Below are 19,808 nucleotides of genomic sequence, written 5' to 3' on the forward strand. Positions count from 1 at the left end.
TAAATTGGCTGTTGCCGGCATCTGCATATGAAAAAAGGATTTTTATGGATAAAATCTACAAAACCGATGAAGCGTGGCGCTCAGAGCTGCCGCCGGAAGTTTACCGCATTACCCGCGAGGCCGGCACCGAGCGGCCGTTTAGCGGCGAATATCATGATTTTGATGCCGCCGGCGATTATCATTGCGCCTGTTGCGGCACGTTGCTGTTTAAATCGCAGCAGAAATTTGAAAGCCATTGCGGCTGGCCGGCATTTTTTGACGAAGCACAAGCGGGCAGCACATACCGTGTGCGCGATTTGAGCCACGGCATGGTGCGCGAAGAAGTGCGTTGCAGCCGTTGCGACGCCCATTTGGGGCATGTGTTTCCCGACGGCCCCAAGCCCACGGGTGAGCGCTATTGCATCAATTCGCTGGCCATGAAATTCGAACCGCAATAGTTTTTCAGACGGCCTTCAAGCATCAAACAGGCCGTCTGAAACCCATTTACAAAAGTAAGCGAAACCGCTCCTCTTCGAGCCCAAGCGGGTTGATGCTGTTAGGTCACTTTTGTGAATGGGCATGAAAACGGAAAAGCACATGCACACAAAAGATTGGCAACAAGGCTGGTGGCAGGCCGCGCGGCGGGTGGATTCGCCCAATTTCGCACCGCGAGCGGCCGATGAAAAAATTTCGCTGGTGGTGCTGCACAATATCTCGCTGCCGCCGTTTGAATACGGCAACGGCGCGGTGGAGGCATTGTTTACCAACCGTATCGATGCGGCAGCGCACCCGTTTTTCAGCATACTTACCGAATTGCGCGTGTCCAGCCATTTTCTGATTACACGTAAGGGCGGCGCAGTGCAGTTTGTTTCATGCGACCACATGGCCTATCACGCCGGAATATCGTCGTTTCGGGGGCGGGAAAAATGCAATGCCTTTTCAATCGGCATCGAATTGGAAGGCTGCGATTTTGAACCTTTTACCGATGCGCAGTATCAATGTTTGAGCAAGCTGTTAAAAGCGATAGCCGCCGCCTATCCGGTTGAGGCAGTGAGCGGCCACCAGCATATCGCCCCCGGCCGCAAGAGCGACCCCGGCCATTTTTTTGATTGGGCGCGTGTATACGGTTGCGGTATGGAAGTGGCCGTGGGCGGCAGTTAACGCTTCCTTACCTTTTTCAGACGGCATTAGGCTGTCATAGCAGATAAATTTCGCTATAATTCCGCATACTGCAACGACTAACCCTCACACAGGTTTACCTATTATTATGAGTGATGCAACGCTGATTATTCTGGTTTTCGCCCTCGCGGTTATTTTGGGCGTGATTGCCTACAATATGTATCAGGAAAACAAATACCGCCAGCAGGTGCGCGAGCAATTCGGCCATGCCGATAAAGATGCGCTGTTGGGCAGCCAAACCGATCATGTGCGCGACGGCAAAAAACAGGCCGATACGGCGGCTGCGCCGATTAAGCCTTTGCGTCAGAAAGATATTTCCAAATCTCAGGCCGCAGAGCCGGCTTCTGTTGCCGAAGAGAAAAACGATTTGTTTGCCGTCAAAACAGCTGAGGCGGCAGAGGCTGTGCCGGCGGTGGCTGAAACGCAGCCCGATTTTGTCGAGCCCGTTATCAAGCCTGAGCCGAAACCGGCCGAGGCCGCCTTTAATTTTGAAAAAATGCCTGCACCCGAGCGTTCGCAAACCAAAGTGGCGGGCCGGCAGAAGTTGTTGCTGAATATGGATGACCTCACCAAACTCGAGCTGCCGTGGTTTGATCCGCGCTTCGACTACATGGCTTATATCGCTTTGAGCGAACCGCAGGAGTTGCACGCCATTCCGCGCCTTTCCAGCCGCCACCGCTTTCAGATTGCCGGCTGCACCATGGATGACCGCTTTCAAATCGCCGAACCGATTCCCAGCGTTTATTATCAAGGCTTTGTTATCGGCTTGCAGGCCATCAGCCGCAGCGGCTTGTCCACCACGCAGGAAATCGAGCAGTTTGGCGCCCAAGTCAACAGCTTTGCCGAAAAAATGAATGGCGGCCTGCTGCTGACCGACATTGAAACATTTTTAAATGTGGCGCGGCCGTTGGATGAATTGTGCGCCCGTGTCGACCAAACCATTGCCATGCATTTGGTGTCGCGCGGCAGCATCAGCGGTATCGAACTGCGTGCGGCAGTGGAAAATCTGGGATTTGAGCTGGGGGTAGACGGCGCCTTCCACTTGGCCAATGAAAAAGGCGAGCCGCTGTTCAGCATCGTCAGCTTGGATAATTCGCCGTTTACCTCGAGCCTGCTTTCCAGCCAGGCCTACCGCGGATTCAGCATGCTGTTTGATATCCCGCATGTGCCGGCGGGTGAGAAGCAGTTTAACCGCTTTATGGATTTGGCCGTGAAGCTTTCCAGCACCTTGAGCTTGGATTTGGTGAACGATAAGTTGGAAGAGCTCTCCACGCAATGGTTGAAAGAAGTGCGCAGTTATGTGCTGGCGCGCCAGGAAGAAATGCAGAAAGTAGGCATCGAGCCGGGCGACGATTTGTCGCGGCGGCTGTTTTCTTAAAAGCTGTGCCAGCTAGGGTTTCCTGACCATTCGATTTATGCAGGGATTTTTGCCCCTGAAAACGCTCTGCTGCGTTAAAAAGCCTCGCAAGATGCCCAATCTTGCTGCGTTTTTTGCCTGGTATCTGTACTTCTATCGCAAAAAATCTGAGTCATTCTGAATGGTCAGGAAATCCTAGGCAACAATGCGGCGGGTGCAGGGTAAAATGCACCCGCTGATTGATTAGAGGCTGCCTATATTATTGCTTCAAAAGACAACCTGATTTCCATTCACAAAAGCAAGCTTCAGGCAGTGCAGCCGGTATTATAAAGAGGCGCAGTAACGCCGTAGCACTTTTTGATTCATTTCACTGTGTTTTGCTGCATTTGCTGCCCGGGCTATGCCTGTTCGGGAACAAAAATTCCCTCATCAACGAAGGGTCAGGATACCCTGGTGACCCCTATCCTCTTTGAGCACGGGCGGGTCAGCGAAGCCGGGTTGTTTGTGTGAGTGGGTATGATTGCATGTTCCGCCTTGCCGGCTTATTGTGCAGACAACACCAACCGCGCCAATTTGCCGTTTCAGACGGCCTGTTTCTATTTCAGGCCGTCTGAAACCGATTTTATTCTTTTCAGACGGCCTTCAATCTTATGAACGATAACGCCCGGCGCATACGCGCACTCACCGAGCAGCTAAACCGTTACGCCTACGAATATTACACCCTTGATGCACCCAGCGTGCCCGATGCCGAATACGATCTTCTGTTTCGCGAATTGGAAGCGCTTGAGGCGGCGCATCCTGCTCTGCGTTTGCCGGAAAGCCCCACACAGAGAGTGGGCGGCGAACCTTTGGCCGGGTTTGCCGAGGTGCGCCACACCGTGCCGATGCTCTCGCTCAGCAATGCTTTTTCGCCGCAAGATGAACACGGGCATTTCCAGCATGCCGAAATGCTGGCGTTTGACGAGCGTGTGCGCAGCGGCTTGGGCGGTGCACAGCCCGAATATGTGATTGAGCCGAAGTTTGACGGCCTGGCCATCAGCCTGCTCTATCAAAACGGCGTGTTGGTGCAGGCGGCCACACGCGGCGACGGCAGCAGCGGCGAAGATGTTACCCGCAACGTGCGCACCATTGCCAATATTCCCTTGAAGCTGCATGGCGCAGATGTGCCGGCAATGATAGAAGTGCGCGGCGAAGTGTTGATGCTTAAAGCCGATTTTGCCCAGCTCAACGAGCGGCAGCAAGCCGAAGGCCAAAAGCTTTTTGCCAATCCGCGCAATGCCGCGGCGGGCAGCCTGCGCCAGCTCGATTCGCGTATTACCGCCCGTCGCCGCCTGCATTTTTTTGCCTACAGCATTGCGCAGCAAACCGGCGGCAAGGTGCCCGCCACACACATGGAAGAGCTGGCTTATGCCCATGAGCTCGGCTTCAGCCTGCCTAAAGGCCATTACGCCTGCTTGAGCGATATTCATGCGGTGCTGGCTTTTTACGAAGCCATGTCGGCCAAACGCGCCGAATTGCCGTATGAAATCGACGGCATGGTAATTAAAGTGAATTCGATTGCGCAACAGCAAACGCTGGGCTTTATTTCGCGTGCACCGCGGTGGGCGATTGCACACAAATTTCCGGCCGAAGAAGCGCTGACGGTGGTGCTGGACATCGATGTGCAGGTGGGGCGTACCGGCGCCGTTACCCCGGTAGCGCGTTTGCAGCCGGTGTTTGTCGGCGGTGTTACCGTTACCAATGCCACGCTGCACAATGAAGGCGAAACGCAGCGCAAAGATGTGCGCATCGGCGATACTGTGGTGGTGCGCCGCGCCGGCGATGTGATTCCCGAAGTGGTGCGGGTGGTGCCGGAGCGCCGGCCGATGCAGGCTGTGAGCGTTTCAGACGGCCTTGGCGCGCCTGTTCAAAACGAGTTGTTTGTCGATACGGCCCAAAGCGGGGCAGAAAGGCCGTCTGAAAGCAAAATGCCGCTGTATCCGCAATACCGTCTGCCCGCAAACTGCCCGATTTGCGGCAGCCGCATCGAGCGTGAAGCCGGCGAAGCGGTGGCGCGTTGCAGCGGCGGTATGTTGTGCCGGGCACAGCGCGCACAAGGTCTGATTCATTTCGCCTCACGCAAAGCGATGGACATCGACGGCTTGGGGCAGCGCCAGATTGAAGCGTTGGTGGCACAGGATTTGGTGCACCATTTTGCCGATTTATACCGCTTGGATGTGGCGGTGCTGCAAAAAATGAAAGAGCAGGCCGTCGATAAAGAAGAGGGCGCATTGCTTTCAGACGGCCTGAAAAAACAATCGCCTACCAAATGGGCGGAAAATATTCTCGCCGGTATCGAAGCGAGCAAACAACCTGAGCTGGCGCGTTTTCTGTTTGCGCTCGGCATCCGTCATGTCGGCGAGCGCACGGCTAAAATTTTGGCGCAGGCATTGGGCTCGCTGAATAAAGTGCGTACCGCGCCCGAGCCGGTGTTGGCCTGTCTGCCCGATATCGGCAGCGTGGTGGCGCATTCGGCGGCGCAATTTTTCGCCCGCCCCGAGCAGGCGGCGATGATAGACGAGCTGCTGACCGCCGGGGTTGTGCCGCAACCGCAGCCGGTAAAGCTGCCGTTGGCCGAATATGTGCAGCCGCAGCGCTGGCTGGCGCGGTTGCCCGGCTTTAAAATCAGCGAAACCAAAGCGCTGGCATTGTGGAGCCTGGCCGGCCAAAATGTTGACGGCCTGCTGCACGACAAGGCCCTGCCTGCCGATTGGCAGCAATGGCGCTCGGCTGATGAAAACCGGACGTTGCTGGAAAACATGCGGCACTTTTTACAGGAAATGCCGTCTGAAAACGATGCACCGCTTTCAGACGGCCTGAACCATGCCGCAGCCGGCAAAACCTTTGTGCTCACCGGCACATTGCCGACATTGAAACGTGATGAAGCGCAAGCCATGATTGAAGTGGCGGGCGGCAAGGTGTCGGGCAGCGTGTCGAAAAAAACCGATTATGTGGTGGCCGGAGAAGCGGCCGGCAGCAAGCTGGAAAAAGCGCAGGCGCTCGGTGTGGCCGTATTGGATGAAGCGGCCTTGCTGGCTTTGCTGCATTGAAGCCGAACCGACCGAATAAAGATGGCAACCGTTCAGCCGCTTTGCCTGCATATGGGCGGCAAAAAAGCGATGATGGTGCAACATACAGCCGTCGGACTGAATCATGATTTTATTCCGGCTTGGCCGTGATGATATTGGTAGGGCACAATGGTTGCCCGGCATCCGCAAATGATGGCGCCTGTTACAATACCCCGATAGTTTTTGGAGAAAGCATGAAACCGATTAAAAAAGCCGTTTTTCCGGTTGCCGGTATGGGCACCCGTTTTTTGCCCGCCACCAAGGCCAGCCCCAAAGAAATGTTGCCGATTGTAGACAAACCGTTGATTCAATATGCGGTTGAAGAAGCGGTGGAAGCCGGCTGCACCGAGATGGTGTTTATTACCGGACGCAACAAACGCAGCATTGAAGACCATTTCGACAAAGCGTATGAGCTGGAAACCGAATTGGCGCAACGCAATAAAGATCAGCTGCTGGCACATGTGCAGGATATTCTGCCGTCTGAAATTACCTGCCTGTATATCCGCCAGGCCGAAGCGCTGGGCTTGGGGCATGCGGTGCTGTGCGCCCGTGCGGCAGTAAACGACGAGCCGTTTGCGGTGATTTTGGCCGATGACTTGATTGATGCACCCAAAGGAGCGCTCAAGCAGATGGTGGATATTTATAATCAAACCGGCAACAGCGTGCTCGGCGTGGAAACCGTCGATCCCTCGCAAACCGGCTCTTACGGCATTGTGGAAGTGGAGGCGCTGAAAAATTACCGGCGCATTACCAATATTGTGGAAAAACCCAAGCCGGAAGAAGCGCCTTCCAATCTGGCCGTGGTCGGCCGCTACATCCTCACGCCGCGTATTTTCGATCTGCTCACCAATCTGCCGCGCGGTGCCGGCAATGAAATCCAGCTCACCGACGGCATTGCCCGCCTGCTTGATCATGAGTTTGTATTGGCGCATGCATTTGAAGGCACGCGCTATGATTGCGGCAGCAAAATCGGTTATCTGGAAGCCACCCTCGCTTACGGTTTGAGCCATCCTGAAACCGGCGGCGAATTTCGCGCTTTATTGCAGCAATATGCCGGAAAACTGTAGCCGGTTTTGAATAGCCGTATCCCCTTAAAAAGCCCGATCTGTGCCTGCCGCAGATCGGGCTTTTGATGATTCATTGACCCAAACAACGCTACTGTCTCCGGCTCGCCGCCTTGCCGGCTTATTTTTGTGAATGGGTATTATGCTTTGAGCGACACGCGAATCAGGCCGCGCAAGGCGTTGCTCAACACAATTTCATCGGCGCGGTAAAGTTGTTCGCGGTTGATGCGGCTTTCGCAAACTGTGTCGGTGTGCAGCAGCGTTTGCGGCGAGCGCAGAATGTGTTGGCGCATCACGCCGTTGAGAATATCCAATGTCAGCGGCGGGGTATGCCATTGCTCGCCGAAACGTACAAACACGTTGCTGCGGCCGCCTTCAAGCAGATGGCCGTCTGAATTGAAAAACAGGCTGTCGAATGCGCCTTGCGCTTCGGCCTGTTGCCAACCGTGGTCGTATAGGCCGCGCCGGGTGGTTTTGAATCGGCGCAGGTAATCGCGAACGGGCAGGTGCTCCGGTGCAAGCAGCACATATTGCACACCCTCGAGCGCTGAAACGGCGGCGTGGTTCAGGTGCAGGCCGTCTGAATCGAGCAGGGCTTTAACACGGTATACGCCGTTGTCGGGCAGTTGTGCCAGATAGGCGGCAATGTGCCGGGCGGCGTTTACATCTAGCGGCAGGTTGAGCGCAGCGGCTGATTGTTTCAGACGGCCTAAGTGCAGCGGCAGCAGTTCGCAGTGCCGGTTGTGCGCGCGCATGGTTTCAAAGAGGCCGAATTCGGGTGTGAGGCGGTTGAGAAATTGTGCTTTCCATTGGCATTCGGTGTATTCGCCGGCGGGGTCGCTGTCGGCGACAATGCCCGAGCCGACACCGTAAACCCCTTGATAGAGGCCGTCTGAACGCGGGGTAAGCTGCAAGGTGCGGATCACCACATTGAGCGCACCCTCAAACCCCAGCCCGCTGCCGCACGGTTTCAGGTAGCCGATGCTGCCGGTGTAGAGGCCGCGGGGGGCGGTTTCGATGCGCTCAATCATCTGCATGCTCATGCGTTTGGGCGCACCGGTAATGGAGCCGCAGGGAAAGGCCGCCTGAAAAATATCGGCAACGCCGGTGTCTGCTTTGGCGTGCGCTTCAATGCTGCTGGTCATCTGCCATACGCTGCCGAAGCGGCTGACTTTAAACGGTTCGGGCACGCGCACGCCGCCGGTTTGGGCAATTTTGCCCAAGTCGTTGCGCAGCAAATCCACAATCATGATGTTTTCGGCACGGTTTTTGGGGTCGGCCTGCAAATCGAGTGCCCGTTGCTCGTCTTGGCCGTCGTTTAAGATAGGGGCGGTGCCTTTCATCGGCTCGGTGGTAATCAGGCCGCCGGCATCGATTTTTAAAAACAATTCCGGCGAAAAGCATAAAGTCCAACCGCTTTGCTGCTGCGCATCGGGCAGGTGTGCCAGCACGGCATACGGCACGGGCTGGCGCAAGCGGCGGTAAAGCTTGGCCGGGTGGCCGTAGCTGTGCAGGTGCAGGCGGGTGGTGTAGTTGATTTGATAGGTGTCGCCACGTGCAATCGCGGCTTGAATATCGTGTATGGCTTGCAGGTAATCGGCGCGGGTGGTGTCGCTGTACGGCGTGCTGATGCCGGCGGGTGCGTTGCCGTATTGGCTTTCCAGCCAGGCTTCAGGATTTTCTAAAGGCCCGCATTCGGCAAACCAGTGTAAGGCGAGGCGGGCCTCTGCTTGGGCGGGCAGCCGTTGCAGCGGTAGGCCGAATGCATAATCTGCGGCCAATACAACATGATGCCCCTGCTGCCAGCCTTGTTGCAGGCAATTGTCCAGCTCGTTTAACTGGTGCGGGGCGAGAAACCGGCTGCCCAAGTGGCGGCGGTAGAGTGTGGCGCGGCCGGATACGGCATCGTCCAGCAAAACAAAATAAGACATAACGGCAGACGGGGGGTAAAAGCGCGATTATATAGCCAAATAAATGAATGACCAATCGGCGGCCGGCAGCAGCTTTCAGACGGCCTGTGATGCCGTTTAAAAATAACCTTATGATTTGAGTTTGAAAAACAGATTATGTGGCCCGGCCTGGTTGCGCCTGTATATGGTTTCAGCCTGATTGTTGCGCATACTGCCGGGCGGTGGCAATGTGGGCAGCTGCTGGGGCAAGGTCGAAAATGTTTCATATTTGTGTATTTGGGGCGGCTAAAGCTGAAATTCGATGTAATTTTTTTGTTTATTTTTGTTAAAAGCGTTAAAATAGAACCTATAAAAGGATTCGTTAATGACAAACAGGAGGAGCAATTATGGTACCCGACCAACAACTCAAACCGTATGAAAAAATCGATTTAGGCGACAACAAAGACCAGCTGCAAGTGTTTGAGGAATCGGTGTTGGAGCATCAGGGGCATATCAGTGCCGAAAACTCAGGTTCCGCCCCTTTGCCTGAGGCTTACCCTTACCGCACGCGCATGAGCCGCCGTGTGTATGAGCGCGAAAAGAAAAAGCTGCAAATCGAGCTTTTGAAAGTGCAAAGCTGGGTAAAAGAGTCGGGGCAGCGGATTGTCTGCATTTTTGAAGGTCGTGATGCGGCGGGTAAGGGCGGTACCATCAAGCGCTTTATGGAGCATCTCAATCCGCGCGGCGCCCGTGTGGTGGCTTTGGAAAAACCCACGGAAACCGAGCGCGGCCAATGGTATTTTCAGCGCTATATCCAAAATCTGCCCACATCGGGCGAAATGGTGTTTTTCGACCGCTCTTGGTATAACCGTGCCGGTGTCGAGCGGGTCATGGGTTTTTGCGAGCCGCAAGAATATTTGCTGTTTATGCGCCAGACGCCTGAGTTTGAACGCATGCTGGTGTCGAGCGGCATTCATTTGTTTAAATTCTGGTTTTCAGTCAGCCGCGAGGAGCAGTTGCGCCGCTTTATTTCCCGCCGTGACGACCCGCTGAAACATTGGAAACTTTCGCCGGTAGATATTCAGTCGCTCGACCGTTGGGACGAATACACCGATGCTAAAAATGCTATGTTTTTCCATACCCATACCGGTGATGCGCCGTGGACTGTGGTGAAGTCGGACGATAAAAAGCGCGCCCGCTTGAATTGTATCCGTGCATTTTTGCACAGCCTGGATTACCCGGGTAAGGATGTCAAAGCCATCGGTGCGCCGGATCCGCTGATTGTGAATGTGCCCGGCACCACGTTTAACAAAGAAAGCAGCTTTGATATGCTGGACGACTGATTCAGAATACCCTGATGATAGGCCGTCTGAAAACCAAATCACGGTTTCAGACGGCCTCAGTGCTTTTTGCATGGGTATGATTTGTTGCCCGATGAAAATCCCGCTACAATTCTGCTTAAATCAAATTTCAGGAACCACTGTGCAGCCACTTGAATATTGCCGCCAAAAAGCCGCCGAGAGCCAATCCAGCTTTTTGGCGGGCTTTCGTTTTCTGCCGCAGCATAAGCAGGAAGCCATGATTGTGCTTTATGCTTTTTGCCGCGAGCTGGATGATGTGGTAGATGACTGCTCTGATGCTCATGTTGCGCAAACGACGTTGAATTGGTGGCGCATTGAGTTGGCCAAAGTGTTTGACGATGCCGTGCCCGAGCACCCGGTCTGTCGGGCGCTCAAGCCCGTAGTACGTGATTTTGCGCTGCCTCAGGCAGAATTGGGCGAAATTATCGAAGGCATGCAGATGGATTTGCAGCAGGCGCGCTACGGCAGTTTTGAGGAGCTGGCGCTTTATTGCCACCGTGTTGCAGGCGTGGTGGGGTGCCTGATTACCCGCATTTTGGGCTTCAGCCGCCCGGAAACGCTGGCTTATGCCGAAAAGATGGGGCTGGCGCTACAGCTTACCAACATCATCCGCGATGTCGGCGAAGATGCACGCAATGGCCGTATTTACCTGCCGTCGGCAGATTTGCAGCGGTTTAATGTGCCGGCGCAAGTGTTGATGCAGCAAACACCCACGCCCGAATTTTCCCGATTGATGGCGTTTCAAATCGACCGCGCCCGCCAAGCCTACCGTGATGCAGTGGCGCTGCTGCCGCCCGAGGATAAAAAAACGCAAAAAGTGGGGCTGGTGTTGGGCAGTATTTATTATGCGCTGTTGAATGAAATCGAACGGGACGGGCCGGAAAATGTATTGAAATACAAAATTGCCATTCCCGGACCGCGTAAAAAGCGTATTGCCTTTAAAACCTGGTTATTGGGGTTTAAACCATGAATGGCCATGATTTGAAAGTGGCCGTTGTCGGTGCAGGCTGGGCAGGCTTGAGCGCCGCCGTGAATCTGAGCGGCCGCGCTCAAGTAAGCGTGTTTGAAGCAGGCAAAAGCGCCGGCGGCCGTGCGCGCGCATTGAACGCCGATCAAGACGGCTTCAGCTTTCTGGATAACGGCCAGCATATTCTTTTGGGTGCGTATCACGCCGTGCAAAATCTGATGCGGCAAATCGGCGTGCGCGAACAAGACGCTTTTCTGCGCCGGCCGATGCAGTGGCACATGGCTGACGGTCTGCAATTCAAAGCGGCGCGCCTGCCGGCTCCGCTGCATATGCTGGTTGGCATTCTGGCTGCTAAAAAAATAACGCTTACCGAAAAAACCGCCTTGCTCAACAGCATGCGCGGTTTGCAAAAATGGCATGCGCTCGATTTACCTGATATCAGCGTCGGCCAATGGCTGCAACAGCATCATGCATCACGCAAAATGGTGGCTGAGTTTTGGCAGCCGCTGGTGTGGGGCGCGCTGAATACGCCGATAGAGCAAGCTGGTTTGCGTATGCTGACCAATGTATTGCAAGACGGCGTATGGGCAGACAAGGCGGGCAGCGATTATCTGCTGCCGAAGCAAGATTTGGGCAAAATCATGGCTGAACCCGCCTTGGCCTATTTGCGCCAACATCATGCCGATATCCGCATGGAAACTCGGGTGGGGCGCTTGCAGCTGCTGCCCGGCGGCAAAGTATCGGTCAACGGCGAAGCATTTGATGCCGTTATCTCAGCCGTGGCGCCGTATCATACACAGGCACTGATGCCGTCTGAAACACCGCGATATATTCAGACGGCCTATGAAAATATGCAGTATCATGCCATTACCACAGTTTATTTGCGCTATGCCGAAACCGTGCATCTGCCTGCGGTGATGACCGGTTTGGCGGCCGGCACCGCGCAATGGCTGATAGACCGGCGGCAGCTGGGCGTGCCCGGCAATGAAATTGCAGCGGTTGTCAGCCTTTCCGATCAAGTGGGCAAATATAAAAGCGAAGAATGGGCGGCACGGATACATGCGGATGTGAAAAAACTCTGCCCTTATCTGGGTGAGCCGCTGGCTGTCAAGGTGATTACCGAAAAACGCGCCACAACAGCGGGAACGGCGGGGCGGATATTGCCTGACTTGGCCTGGCTGCACCATCAGCATATTTATCCGGCCGGCGATTATCTGCATCCGCGCTATCCGGCCACGCTAGAAGCCGCCGTGCAATCAGGGCAGGCCGCTGCCGCCTTGTGCTTGAACGAATCGAACCGATAAAAAGAGAGAAAACAATGACGCAATTGCAAAACAAAATTATTTTGGTAACCGGTGCTTCGCAAGGCATCGGTGAGCAAGTGGCCAAAGCGTATGCCGCTGCGGGGGCTACTGTTGTGTTGGTGGCGCGCCATCAGAAAAAATTGGAAAAAGTTTATGATGAAATCGTGGCCGCAGGCGGCCCGGAGCCTTTTGCCATCTGTTTTGACCTATTGAAGGCGGAAGAGAAAGAATTCGGCCAATTGGCCGAAACCATAGCCGAAGCCACCGGCGGCAAACTTGACGGTATCGTACACAGCGCCAGCTATTTTTATGCTTTGTCGCCGCTGGATTTCCAAACCGTGGCCGAATGGGTCAACCAGTACCGCATCAATACCGTTGCACCGATGGGGCTTACCCGCGCGTTTTTGCCGCTGCTGAAAGCATCGCCGGATGCTTCGGTGATTTTTGTGGGCGAAAGCCACGGCGAAGACCCGAAAGCATATTGGGGCGGGTTTGGCGCCTCAAAAGCCGCGTTGAATTATTTGTGCAAAGTAGCGGCCGACGAGTGGGACCGTTTCCCCGATTTGCGTGCCAATGTATTGGTGCCCGGCCCGGTTAATTCGCCGCAACGCATGAAAACCCACCCGGGAGAAGCACGCAGCGAGCGCAAAGATTACCACGATATCATGCCTGAATTTGTGTGGTGGGCAAGTGTGGCCAGCAAAGGCCGAAGCGGCGAGGTTGTGTATTTATAGTCAAAGAGATAAAAAGATTATACAAATTATGCGTAGGGGATATGGCGCTCAGCCACGCACATAAAAGCCACTGAAACCACGTGCGCGGCTGCGCCATATCCCCTGTGCACGATTTGAAGTTTATTATCTTTGTATTAGTTTTTCTTTTATTTCAATATATTATAGAAACGTTAATTAAATAAATCTAATTGTTTAAAAAGAAATTAATAAAAGATTTTTAGAATTAAAATTGCCGAAACTATTAAATTGAGCCATTTAATTTCTTCGGGGCTAGGGTGTCCGGACAATTTGTTTATGAGGAGATTTTTGCCCCTGAAAATGCAGATGCCAGGCAAAAAACGCAGCAAGATTGGACATCTTGCGAGGCTTTTTAACGCAGCAGATGCGTTTTCAGGGGCAAAAAGCACCCGTAAATCGAATTGTCCGGACACCCTAGGGTGTCCTGATGCGTCATCTATCATCATCTTTTTTGCGCTAAAAGCACATCCTGCTGCGTTTAAAAAAAACCGCAAGATGTCCAATCTTATTGCGTTTTTACCTGCATTTTCAGGAACAAAAATTTCCTCATAAACGAATTATCAGGTCACCTTAAGGTTGGCGGGTCAATAAAAATACCCGCTTTGAAGCAAGCGGGTATGGGAAACATCACAGAATAAATCAGCCTTTGCGAGCCGGCAGTTTTTCTTTAATGCGGGCAGCTTTACCGGTCAGGCCGCGCAGGTAGTACAATTTGGCGCGACGCACGTCACCGCGGCGTTTTACTTCGATTTTTTCTACGTTGGGCGAGTAGAGTTGGAAGGTACGCTCAACACCTTCGCCGCTGGAAATTTTGCGAACGATAAAGTTGCTGTTCAGGCCGCGGTTGCGACGGGCGATAACCACACCTTCGTATGCTTGCAGACGGCTGCGGCTGCCCTCAACCACGCGCACTGACACCACAACGGTGTCGCCCGGAGCAAATTCGGGGATTTCTTTATTCAGGCGAGCGATTTCTTCTTGCTCTAATTGTTGAATCAGATTCATTTTTTGGTCCTAATTATAATGGGATTCTCGTTCCTCTTGCCGGATTTGCTGCAAGAGCCTAGATTCCTGTGGGGTTAATTCACGCTTTTCCAATAAATCGGGGCGGCGTGCTAAAGTGCGTTGCAGCGATTGTTTCAAACGCCACTCGGCTATCAGGCCATGGTTGCCCGAGCGTAAAACCTCGGGTACGGCCATGCCCTGAAATTCTGTCGGGCGGGTGTAGTGGGGGCAGTCGAGTAGGCCGTTGGCAAAAGAATCTTGCTCGGCAGACTGCATGTCGCCCAATACGCCGGGTACCAATCTTAATACGGCATCCATCAACATCATGGCGGGCAGTTCGCCGCCTGATACGACAAAGTCGCCGATACAGATTTCTTCGTCTATGCTTTGCATCAGACGTTCGTCTATGCCCTCATAACGTCCGCATAGTACAATCAAATTGTCAACGCTTGCCAATTCGCTTACTTTGCTATGCGTTAGCGGCCGGCCTTGCGGGCTCATGTAAATCACACGTCTGCTGCCGTTGTGTCGGCTGCGGGCTTCATCAATGGCCGCTTGTAGGGGCGGCGCCATCATAATCATGCCGGGGCCGCCGCCGAAAGGGCGGTCATCGATATAGCCCAGTTTGTTGTCGGCAAATCGGCGTGGATTGATAGCGTTAAATTGCCAGATGGCCTGTTTTTTTGCGCGCCCGGTTACGCCGTGTTCGGTGATGCTTTGAAACATTTCCGGAAACAGGGTAATGGCTTGAATCAGCATCAGTAGTCTAAGCCCCAGTCGGCGGTAATGGTGTTGTTGCCGCTATCGACATTGTCGATGTAGTGGGCAACAAACGGGATCAGCTTTTGGCCGTGTTCGCCGTTGATCATCAGGATGTCGTGCGCACCGGTTTCCATCAGGTTGCTGACGGTGCCGAGCGTGATGCCTTCGCGATTAACAACGGTCATGCCGACTAAGTCCGCCCAATAGTATTCGTCTTCTTCGGCAGGGGCGAATTCTGCGCGGGGAATTTCGATGGTATAGCCGCGCAGGGCGAAAGCTGTATCGCGGTCGTCTATGCCTTCGAGTTTGACTTGTAATTCGCCGTTGGCGGCTTTGCCGGCCTCGGGTTTGACACTTAAGGTGTGACCGTCTTTGCTCAGCTGCCACTCGGGGTAGTCCAGCAGGCTGTCGGTATATTCGGTGTTGGCAGCAATTTTGAGCCAGCCTTTAACGCCGAATACGCCTTTGATGTAGCCCATGGCTACCCGTTGTTGAGTGTCGGTCATGGCAGTGTGCTTTTATTGATTAGGCAGCAGCTTGTTGCTCTTTAACCAGTTTGGCAACGGCATCGCTCATTTGTGCGCCTTGGCCAACCCAGTGATTCAAGCGTTCGGCGTTGAGGCGTACGCGCTCTTGTTTTTCATTGGCAACGGGGTTGTAGAAGCCTACGCGCTCGATGAAGCGGCCATCGCGGCGGTTGCGTGAGTCGGCAACCACTACGTTGTAAAACGGACGGTGTTTTGAGCCACCACGGGCTAAACGGATAACTACCATGTTGATTCCTTCTGTGAAAATCGGTATATAGAAAACCGCTAATTTTAGGGTAATTTGTGGTTTCTATGCAAGCATTTATTGCTTTGATTTACGTTTGCTGTTGTTTGCAGACGGCAAAAGGCTGAGCGAGGCTTGGTATAATTCGCTGTCGTCGGGTGAAGGAGTGACGGTAAAGCCGAGCTTCTCGGCCAGTTTCAGCATGGGCTGGTTGGTTTTGAGGATTTCGGCAGTCATCCGGTGATAGCCTTGCTGTGCGGCAAGGGCGATGATTTCCTGCATCAGGCACAGTGCCAGGCCTTGTCCGTGCATGTTTTCGGCCACGCTGATGCCGAATTCGCATTGGGCCGGGTAGTGTGTGCAGCTGAAGCGGCTGACTCCGAGCAGGCTGCCGTCGCTGTCTGTGGCGGTGAATGCGCCTTCGCGGTGGTAATCAATGTTGCAGAAGCTGGCCAGTGTGCTTTGGCTGAGTGCTTTGACATGCGCCATAAAGCGGCTTTGGCGGCTTTTTTCGGAAAGGTTTTGTACGAATTGCTGCTCGGCTTCGGCATCTTCGGGTGTGAGGGGGCGGATGGGGACGGTTTGGCCGTTTTTCAGGGTAAATGTGTTGCGGACCGGTGCGGGATAGGGCGCCCTGATGCGGGAAGCGGTGTGGGTTTCCTGCAACACGGTAATTTCGCTGCTGTGGTTGCCGGGCGAGAGCGATATTTTGATATCGGTGATTTGCGGCATTTGTCCGATGATGCTGTTGAGGCTGTGCAGCAATTGATAGATGACTTTTTGGCTGCGTTTCAAATCAAGCTGCTGTATCAGCCGTTCTGCTTGCAAAGTGTTAAAGGGCGGCAGCAGGGCGATGTTGCCGTTGGGGCTGTCGGCAAAGAGTAGGGCGCCATAGCGGGTGTGGTAATAAAAATGCAGGCGGGCGGCAAACGGTGTTGTGGCGGTGTTCGGATCGGGTAGATGCAGGGCTTTGAGCAGCAACTCAGGCTGGTCGAGGTGCATACCTACTTCGGTAAGGTCGGGCGTTTTCAGATAGCCGGGCAATGGTTTGGCCGTTTGGATGCGCAGTTGTTTTAATTTGTGATTATGGTGGTGATAGGAAAATGCCCGTAAGGCTTGGCGGGTGTTGCGAAATTGTAAGAGGCCGTCTGAAAGGGGGCTGCTGATAAAGAGCGGTTTGCGGTGTTGCTGTTGCAATTGGCGCAATACATGGGTGATTTCGGCTTCATTGCTGTCGGCGGTGGGCACGACAACGGCCAGCAGCGCTTCGGTGTGGCTGCTTTGCAGGTTGCTTTCGGCCAACCCGCGGTAGTGGAGGGTGCTGGGGTTGCTGCCGATATAGCCGTTGTGGTTTTCAGACGGCCTGGGGTTGCGTGGTGCCATTTGTACGGCTATATCGAGTGATGCTGCTTGTGATTGCAGCCAGTCGCAAGGGGTATTGGCGATGACATGCAGTTTTTCTGCGTGGGCTTTGCCACAGGCAAGGGCATGGATGCCGGCCAGCAGCTCATCGGGAGTGAAGGTGACTAAAAAACTGCAATAGCGGGAAAGATGGCGCAAAATTGCTTGCTCTTGAGGCGTGGTATGGTGGGTGCAGTAAAGAATCACGGATTTTTGCCGTGTGATGTGACGGATGGCGCTGAACAGATCGCGCAAAGGTTCATCAGGATTGTATTCGAGCACAATCAGGCGGGTGGACGGGGCGGCTTCGAGGCAGTCGAGCAATGGTGCAGAAGTGGTGGGGCTTAGGCCGGGTTGTAGGCTGATGTGGCGGGAAAGGCCGAGTTTGGCACGGGTCAGCACCGACATAATGGCAGCACCGGTGGCTGCATGCCAACTGATTACAGATACATCACCTTGGCGGGCATGGCCGGGATAAATACCGCTGTTGAGCCCGCAGGCAGGCGCCTGGATGGCAGCGGGGGTGCAAACGGTGATATTCAGGCCGGGATAGGCGGCTTTTTGAAGGGCGGCTTGTGCCGGCAGCAGGGCTTCGGCGCACTGGTTTTCCCAATCCTGCACCACTACGGCATGCCGGATTTGCTTTTTATGACAGGCTTTGAACAGCGCTTCATAGCCAGAGGGCGGTGTGAGGATTAATGCAACATCGGCGGTTTCGGCAACACGGTTGATGTTGGGGTAGGCTTTCAGGCCGCCAACGGTTTTGTGGCGCAGATTGACCGGTGTGATTTTGCCTTGAAAGGGCGTGCGCAACAAAGCGGTCAATACGCGCTCGCCCAAGCTGTGCGGCCGCTCGCTGGCGCCTACGACAATAATATGTTGTGGGTGAAACAAAGACTCAAACACATGTTTGCCCATAATCGCTCCCCAATCTTTCAGACGGCCTCAATGCAGCCATCTTAATATAAATAAGCATATAAGGGGCAAGGTTTTATGGGGAAAGTGCCGAATCTCTGATGCAAGGCAGTAAACAGCGGGCGATGCGATGGCCGGCTTGGTTATTTTATGTGAATTCTAGATAAGATAATCCATAAGATATAAAATCCTTCACGGTTTTACCCCCACCCTAATCCTCCTCCATTGGGACGGAGAGGGAACCGAATGTGGCAACACCAACCAGATGCTGCCGGATAAAATTTAATGTTGGGCAACCCGCCAGCCCGGTGATGAGTTGGCTCGTATAAAAATCCTGTGCAGCTATGCCTGCCTGTGCTATGAACTATTTTGGCTCAGCGTTTTGTCGCCAATTGATTTGAATTGAACGACAGTCTTTTTGTGTTTGTTATTTTTATACAAACAGCAGCTTGCTACCAATCGGCTGCTCTTTTTTAGCATTTTCTTATCCCGAACTCGGGTTACTTTATGTGTACTGCCTTTTGCCGATAGGTGAAGGCCGTCTGAAAACGGTGAAAGTGTGGTTTCAGACGGCCTTGCTTTGATGACGTTGCCGGTAACGGTGGGCAACGCAGGCGTGGCGTGGGCGTTGCTCGCGAATTTTTTGCTTGAGTTAAACCCATTCGCAAAAAGAAGTTGACAAAGCGGCCAGCCGAATACTGGTACACAGGTACGGCAAGGTGAGCCAATGCAGTAGGTTATCTTTGTGAATGGGTATTAAGTTGGTTTTGATTTGGCTATGCTGTGATGGGGTATTTTGTTGATCATTTTTTTTGATTTTGATATTAATAATTTTGATATTAATATTTTTGGTGTTGTAACGTTTCAGACAGCCTTGATGTTGCTACAGGCCGTCTGAAAAGATTGGGGCTTACAAATAAGGCATCAGCGTTTGATGCAGAATTTCTTTATCGGTAATTTCGGTGATGTCGGCTTTGCCCAAGTGTTGGAGCCCGATAAAGCGCATAACGCCGCTGCTGACTTTTTTATCGTGCTGCATGTGTTCGATCCAGCGCTCGAACGGGAAGCGCGGCGGGGCAACCGGCAATCCGGCCTTTTGCAGCAGAGCCGCTACCCGGTTGGTGTCGTGGCTGCCGATACGGCCAAGCTGTTCGGAAAGGCGGCAGGCCAATACCATGCCGGCAGCCACGGCTTCGCCATGCAGCCATACGCCGTAGCCCATTTCGGCTTCGATGGCGTGGCCGAAAGTGTGGCCGAGGTTAAGCCAGGCGCGGATGCCTTGCTCAGTTTCGTCTTGGCCGACGATATCTGCCTTCATGGCGCAGCTGTGGTACACGGCTTCGGCCAAAGCGGCCGGTTCTTGCTGCACCAATGCATCCATGTTGTTTTCGAGCCATTCGAAAAAGTCGATATCGCCAAGCATGCCGTATTTAATCACTTCGGCTAACCCCGCCGATAATTCGCGCGGCGGCAGACTGTTCAAAACGCTTAAATCAGCCAAAACGGCTTGCGGCTGGTAAAAAGCGCCGATCATGTTTTTGCCCAGCGGGTGGTTGATGGCGGTTTTGCCGCCTACCGATGAATCTACCTGGCTTAATAAAGTGGTGGGTATCTGAATAAACGGCGCACCCCGTTGGTAGGTGGCGGCGGCAAAGCCGACCATATCGCCGATCACGCCGCCGCCAAGCGCGATTAAGGTGGTTTTGCGTTCGGCGCGGTGTTGCATCAAACCGTCGAAAATCAGATTAAGCGTTTGCCAATTTTTATATTGTTCGCCATCGGGCAGAATAATGCTGAAATGCTTGATGCCTGCCTTATCTAAGGCCGTCTGAAGCCGGGTAAGATAGAGTGGGGCAACTGTTTGGTTGGTAATGATGGCGGCTTTTTTGTTTAGATAAGGTGCCAGCAGGGTATCGGCGCAGGCAAGTAATTGTTCGCCGATAAAAATGGGATAATGATGCGAGGGCGTATTAACAGTGAGGGTGCGCATGCTGG

At 53.7% G+C, this 19,808-nt stretch carries 18 protein-coding genes; 11 read left to right on the top strand and 7 right to left on the bottom strand.

Features of this window, described 5'->3' with window-relative positions; all coding sequences use genetic code 11:
* Positions 1 to 44: 44 nt before the first annotated feature.
* From msrB to galU, 6 genes are all read left to right on the top strand, one after another.
* Positions 45 to 437: a peptide-methionine (R)-S-oxide reductase MsrB gene (gene msrB / locus LVJ83_RS04230; protein ID WP_244786626.1), complete on the top strand. Its 393-nt coding sequence runs from the start codon at positions 45 to 47 to the stop codon at positions 435 to 437.
* A gap of 139 nt (positions 438 to 576) precedes the next feature.
* On the top strand, positions 577 to 1,140 hold the full coding sequence (ampD, locus tag LVJ83_RS04235) for a 1,6-anhydro-N-acetylmuramyl-L-alanine amidase AmpD (RefSeq protein WP_244786628.1): 564 nt from the start codon (positions 577 to 579) through the stop codon (positions 1,138 to 1,140).
* 106 nt (positions 1,141 to 1,246) lie between these two features.
* A complete protein-coding gene (locus LVJ83_RS04240) occupies positions 1,247 to 2,536 on the top strand; it encodes a cell division protein ZipA C-terminal FtsZ-binding domain-containing protein (RefSeq protein ID WP_244786630.1) in 1,290 nt (429 codons plus the stop codon).
* Positions 2,537 to 3,031: 495 nt separating this feature from the next.
* Positions 3,032 to 3,169 (top strand): hypothetical protein, encoded by a 138-nt coding sequence (locus LVJ83_RS04245; protein ID WP_244786632.1) that lies wholly within the window; start codon positions 3,032 to 3,034, stop codon positions 3,167 to 3,169.
* Positions 3,166 to 5,604: an NAD-dependent DNA ligase LigA gene (ligA, locus tag LVJ83_RS04250; RefSeq protein ID WP_244786634.1), complete on the top strand. Its 2,439-nt coding sequence runs from the start codon at positions 3,166 to 3,168 to the stop codon at positions 5,602 to 5,604. Before LVJ83_RS04245 ends, ligA begins: the two co-directional genes overlap by 4 nt.
* Positions 5,605 to 5,816: 212 nt before the next feature.
* The gene (gene galU, locus LVJ83_RS04255; protein ID WP_244786636.1) at positions 5,817 to 6,689 is read left to right on the top strand and encodes a UTP--glucose-1-phosphate uridylyltransferase GalU; all 873 of its coding nucleotides are present in this window, start codon (positions 5,817 to 5,819) and stop codon (positions 6,687 to 6,689) included.
* A 137-nt stretch (positions 6,690 to 6,826) separates the two neighbouring features.
* Here the strand turns inward: galU and LVJ83_RS04260 are convergent, their stop codons facing one another.
* On the bottom strand, positions 6,827 to 8,617 hold the full coding sequence (locus tag LVJ83_RS04260; RefSeq protein WP_244786638.1) for a bifunctional chorismate-binding protein/class IV aminotransferase: 1,791 nt from the start codon (positions 8,615 to 8,617) through the stop codon (positions 6,827 to 6,829).
* Between the two features lie 365 nt (positions 8,618 to 8,982).
* Between LVJ83_RS04260 and ppk2 the strand changes: the two genes are divergently transcribed.
* The 5 genes from ppk2 (at position 8,983) to LVJ83_RS04285 (ending at position 13,511) form a co-directional block, all read left to right on the top strand.
* A complete protein-coding gene (gene ppk2 / locus LVJ83_RS04265) occupies positions 8,983 to 9,918 on the top strand; it encodes a polyphosphate kinase 2 (protein WP_244786640.1) in 936 nt (311 codons plus the stop codon).
* Between the two features lie 139 nt (positions 9,919 to 10,057).
* Positions 10,058 to 10,906, top strand: a complete 849-nt coding sequence (gene hpnD, locus LVJ83_RS04270) for a presqualene diphosphate synthase HpnD (protein WP_244786642.1) — start codon at positions 10,058 to 10,060, stop codon at positions 10,904 to 10,906.
* The gene (gene hpnE, locus LVJ83_RS04275) at positions 10,903 to 12,207 is read left to right on the top strand and encodes a hydroxysqualene dehydroxylase HpnE (RefSeq protein ID WP_244786645.1); all 1,305 of its coding nucleotides are present in this window, start codon (positions 10,903 to 10,905) and stop codon (positions 12,205 to 12,207) included. Before hpnD ends, hpnE begins: the two co-directional genes overlap by 4 nt.
* Before the next feature lie 14 nt (positions 12,208 to 12,221).
* Positions 12,222 to 12,941, top strand: a complete 720-nt coding sequence (locus LVJ83_RS04280) for an SDR family oxidoreductase (protein ID WP_244786647.1) — start codon at positions 12,222 to 12,224, stop codon at positions 12,939 to 12,941.
* Between the two features lie 294 nt (positions 12,942 to 13,235).
* A complete protein-coding gene (locus tag LVJ83_RS04285) occupies positions 13,236 to 13,511 on the top strand; it encodes a hypothetical protein (protein ID WP_244786648.1) in 276 nt (91 codons plus the stop codon).
* A gap of 87 nt (positions 13,512 to 13,598) precedes the next feature.
* On the opposite strand, the gene rplS is transcribed toward LVJ83_RS04285, so the two are convergent.
* From rplS to aroB, 6 genes are all read right to left on the bottom strand, one after another.
* Positions 13,599 to 13,964, bottom strand: coding sequence for a 50S ribosomal protein L19 (gene rplS, locus LVJ83_RS04290; RefSeq protein ID WP_237091736.1), 366 nt, complete (start codon positions 13,962 to 13,964; stop codon positions 13,599 to 13,601).
* A 9-nt stretch (positions 13,965 to 13,973) separates the two neighbouring features.
* Complete coding sequence (trmD, locus tag LVJ83_RS04295; RefSeq protein WP_244786650.1) at positions 13,974 to 14,723, bottom strand: tRNA (guanosine(37)-N1)-methyltransferase TrmD; 750 nt, start codon at positions 14,721 to 14,723, stop codon at positions 13,974 to 13,976.
* Entirely contained in the window at positions 14,723 to 15,232 is a 510-nt protein-coding gene (gene rimM, locus LVJ83_RS04300) for a ribosome maturation factor RimM (protein ID WP_244786652.1), read from the bottom strand. Before rimM ends, trmD begins: the two co-directional genes overlap by 1 nt.
* A 19-nt stretch (positions 15,233 to 15,251) precedes the next feature.
* Positions 15,252 to 15,500: a 30S ribosomal protein S16 gene (rpsP, locus tag LVJ83_RS04305; RefSeq protein ID WP_244786654.1), complete on the bottom strand. Its 249-nt coding sequence runs from the start codon at positions 15,498 to 15,500 to the stop codon at positions 15,252 to 15,254.
* A 75-nt stretch (positions 15,501 to 15,575) separates the two neighbouring features.
* Complete coding sequence (locus tag LVJ83_RS04310; protein ID WP_244786656.1) at positions 15,576 to 17,816, bottom strand: bifunctional acetate--CoA ligase family protein/GNAT family N-acetyltransferase; 2,241 nt, start codon at positions 17,814 to 17,816, stop codon at positions 15,576 to 15,578.
* Between the two features lie 907 nt (positions 17,817 to 18,723).
* Positions 18,724 to 19,803 (bottom strand): 3-dehydroquinate synthase, encoded by a 1,080-nt coding sequence (gene aroB, locus LVJ83_RS04315; RefSeq protein ID WP_244786658.1) that lies wholly within the window; start codon positions 19,801 to 19,803, stop codon positions 18,724 to 18,726.
* Positions 19,804 to 19,808: the final 5 nt, after the last annotated feature.

Source organism: Uruburuella testudinis, assembly GCF_022870865.1.
GTDB lineage: Bacteria > Pseudomonadota > Gammaproteobacteria > Burkholderiales > Neisseriaceae > Neisseria > Neisseria testudinis.

Coding starts and splice junctions, on each gene's coding strand:
- msrB (WP_244786626.1), top strand. CDS start 45: ATGGATAAAATCTACAAAACCGATGAAGCGTGGCGCTCAGAGCTGCCG.
- ampD (WP_244786628.1), top strand. CDS start 577: ATGCACACAAAAGATTGGCAACAAGGCTGGTGGCAGGCCGCGCGGCGG.
- LVJ83_RS04240 (WP_244786630.1), top strand. CDS start 1,247: ATGAGTGATGCAACGCTGATTATTCTGGTTTTCGCCCTCGCGGTTATT.
- LVJ83_RS04245 (WP_244786632.1), top strand. CDS start 3,032: ATGATTGCATGTTCCGCCTTGCCGGCTTATTGTGCAGACAACACCAAC.
- ligA (WP_244786634.1), top strand. CDS start 3,166: ATGAACGATAACGCCCGGCGCATACGCGCACTCACCGAGCAGCTAAAC.
- galU (WP_244786636.1), top strand. CDS start 5,817: ATGAAACCGATTAAAAAAGCCGTTTTTCCGGTTGCCGGTATGGGCACC.
- LVJ83_RS04260 (WP_244786638.1), bottom strand. CDS start 8,617: ATGTCTTATTTTGTTTTGCTGGACGATGCCGTATCCGGCCGCGCCACA.
- ppk2 (WP_244786640.1), top strand. CDS start 8,983: ATGGTACCCGACCAACAACTCAAACCGTATGAAAAAATCGATTTAGGC.
- hpnE (WP_244786645.1), top strand. CDS start 10,903: ATGAATGGCCATGATTTGAAAGTGGCCGTTGTCGGTGCAGGCTGGGCA.
- LVJ83_RS04280 (WP_244786647.1), top strand. CDS start 12,222: ATGACGCAATTGCAAAACAAAATTATTTTGGTAACCGGTGCTTCGCAA.
- LVJ83_RS04285 (WP_244786648.1), top strand. CDS start 13,236: ATGAGGAGATTTTTGCCCCTGAAAATGCAGATGCCAGGCAAAAAACGC.
- rplS (WP_237091736.1), bottom strand. CDS start 13,964: ATGAATCTGATTCAACAATTAGAGCAAGAAGAAATCGCTCGCCTGAAT.
- trmD (WP_244786650.1), bottom strand. CDS start 14,723: ATGCTGATTCAAGCCATTACCCTGTTTCCGGAAATGTTTCAAAGCATC.
- rimM (WP_244786652.1), bottom strand. CDS start 15,232: ATGACCGACACTCAACAACGGGTAGCCATGGGCTACATCAAAGGCGTA.
- rpsP (WP_244786654.1), bottom strand. CDS start 15,500: ATGGTAGTTATCCGTTTAGCCCGTGGTGGCTCAAAACACCGTCCGTTT.
- LVJ83_RS04310 (WP_244786656.1), bottom strand. CDS start 17,816: ATGGGCAAACATGTGTTTGAGTCTTTGTTTCACCCACAACATATTATT.
- aroB (WP_244786658.1), bottom strand. CDS start 19,803: ATGCGCACCCTCACTGTTAATACGCCCTCGCATCATTATCCCATTTTT.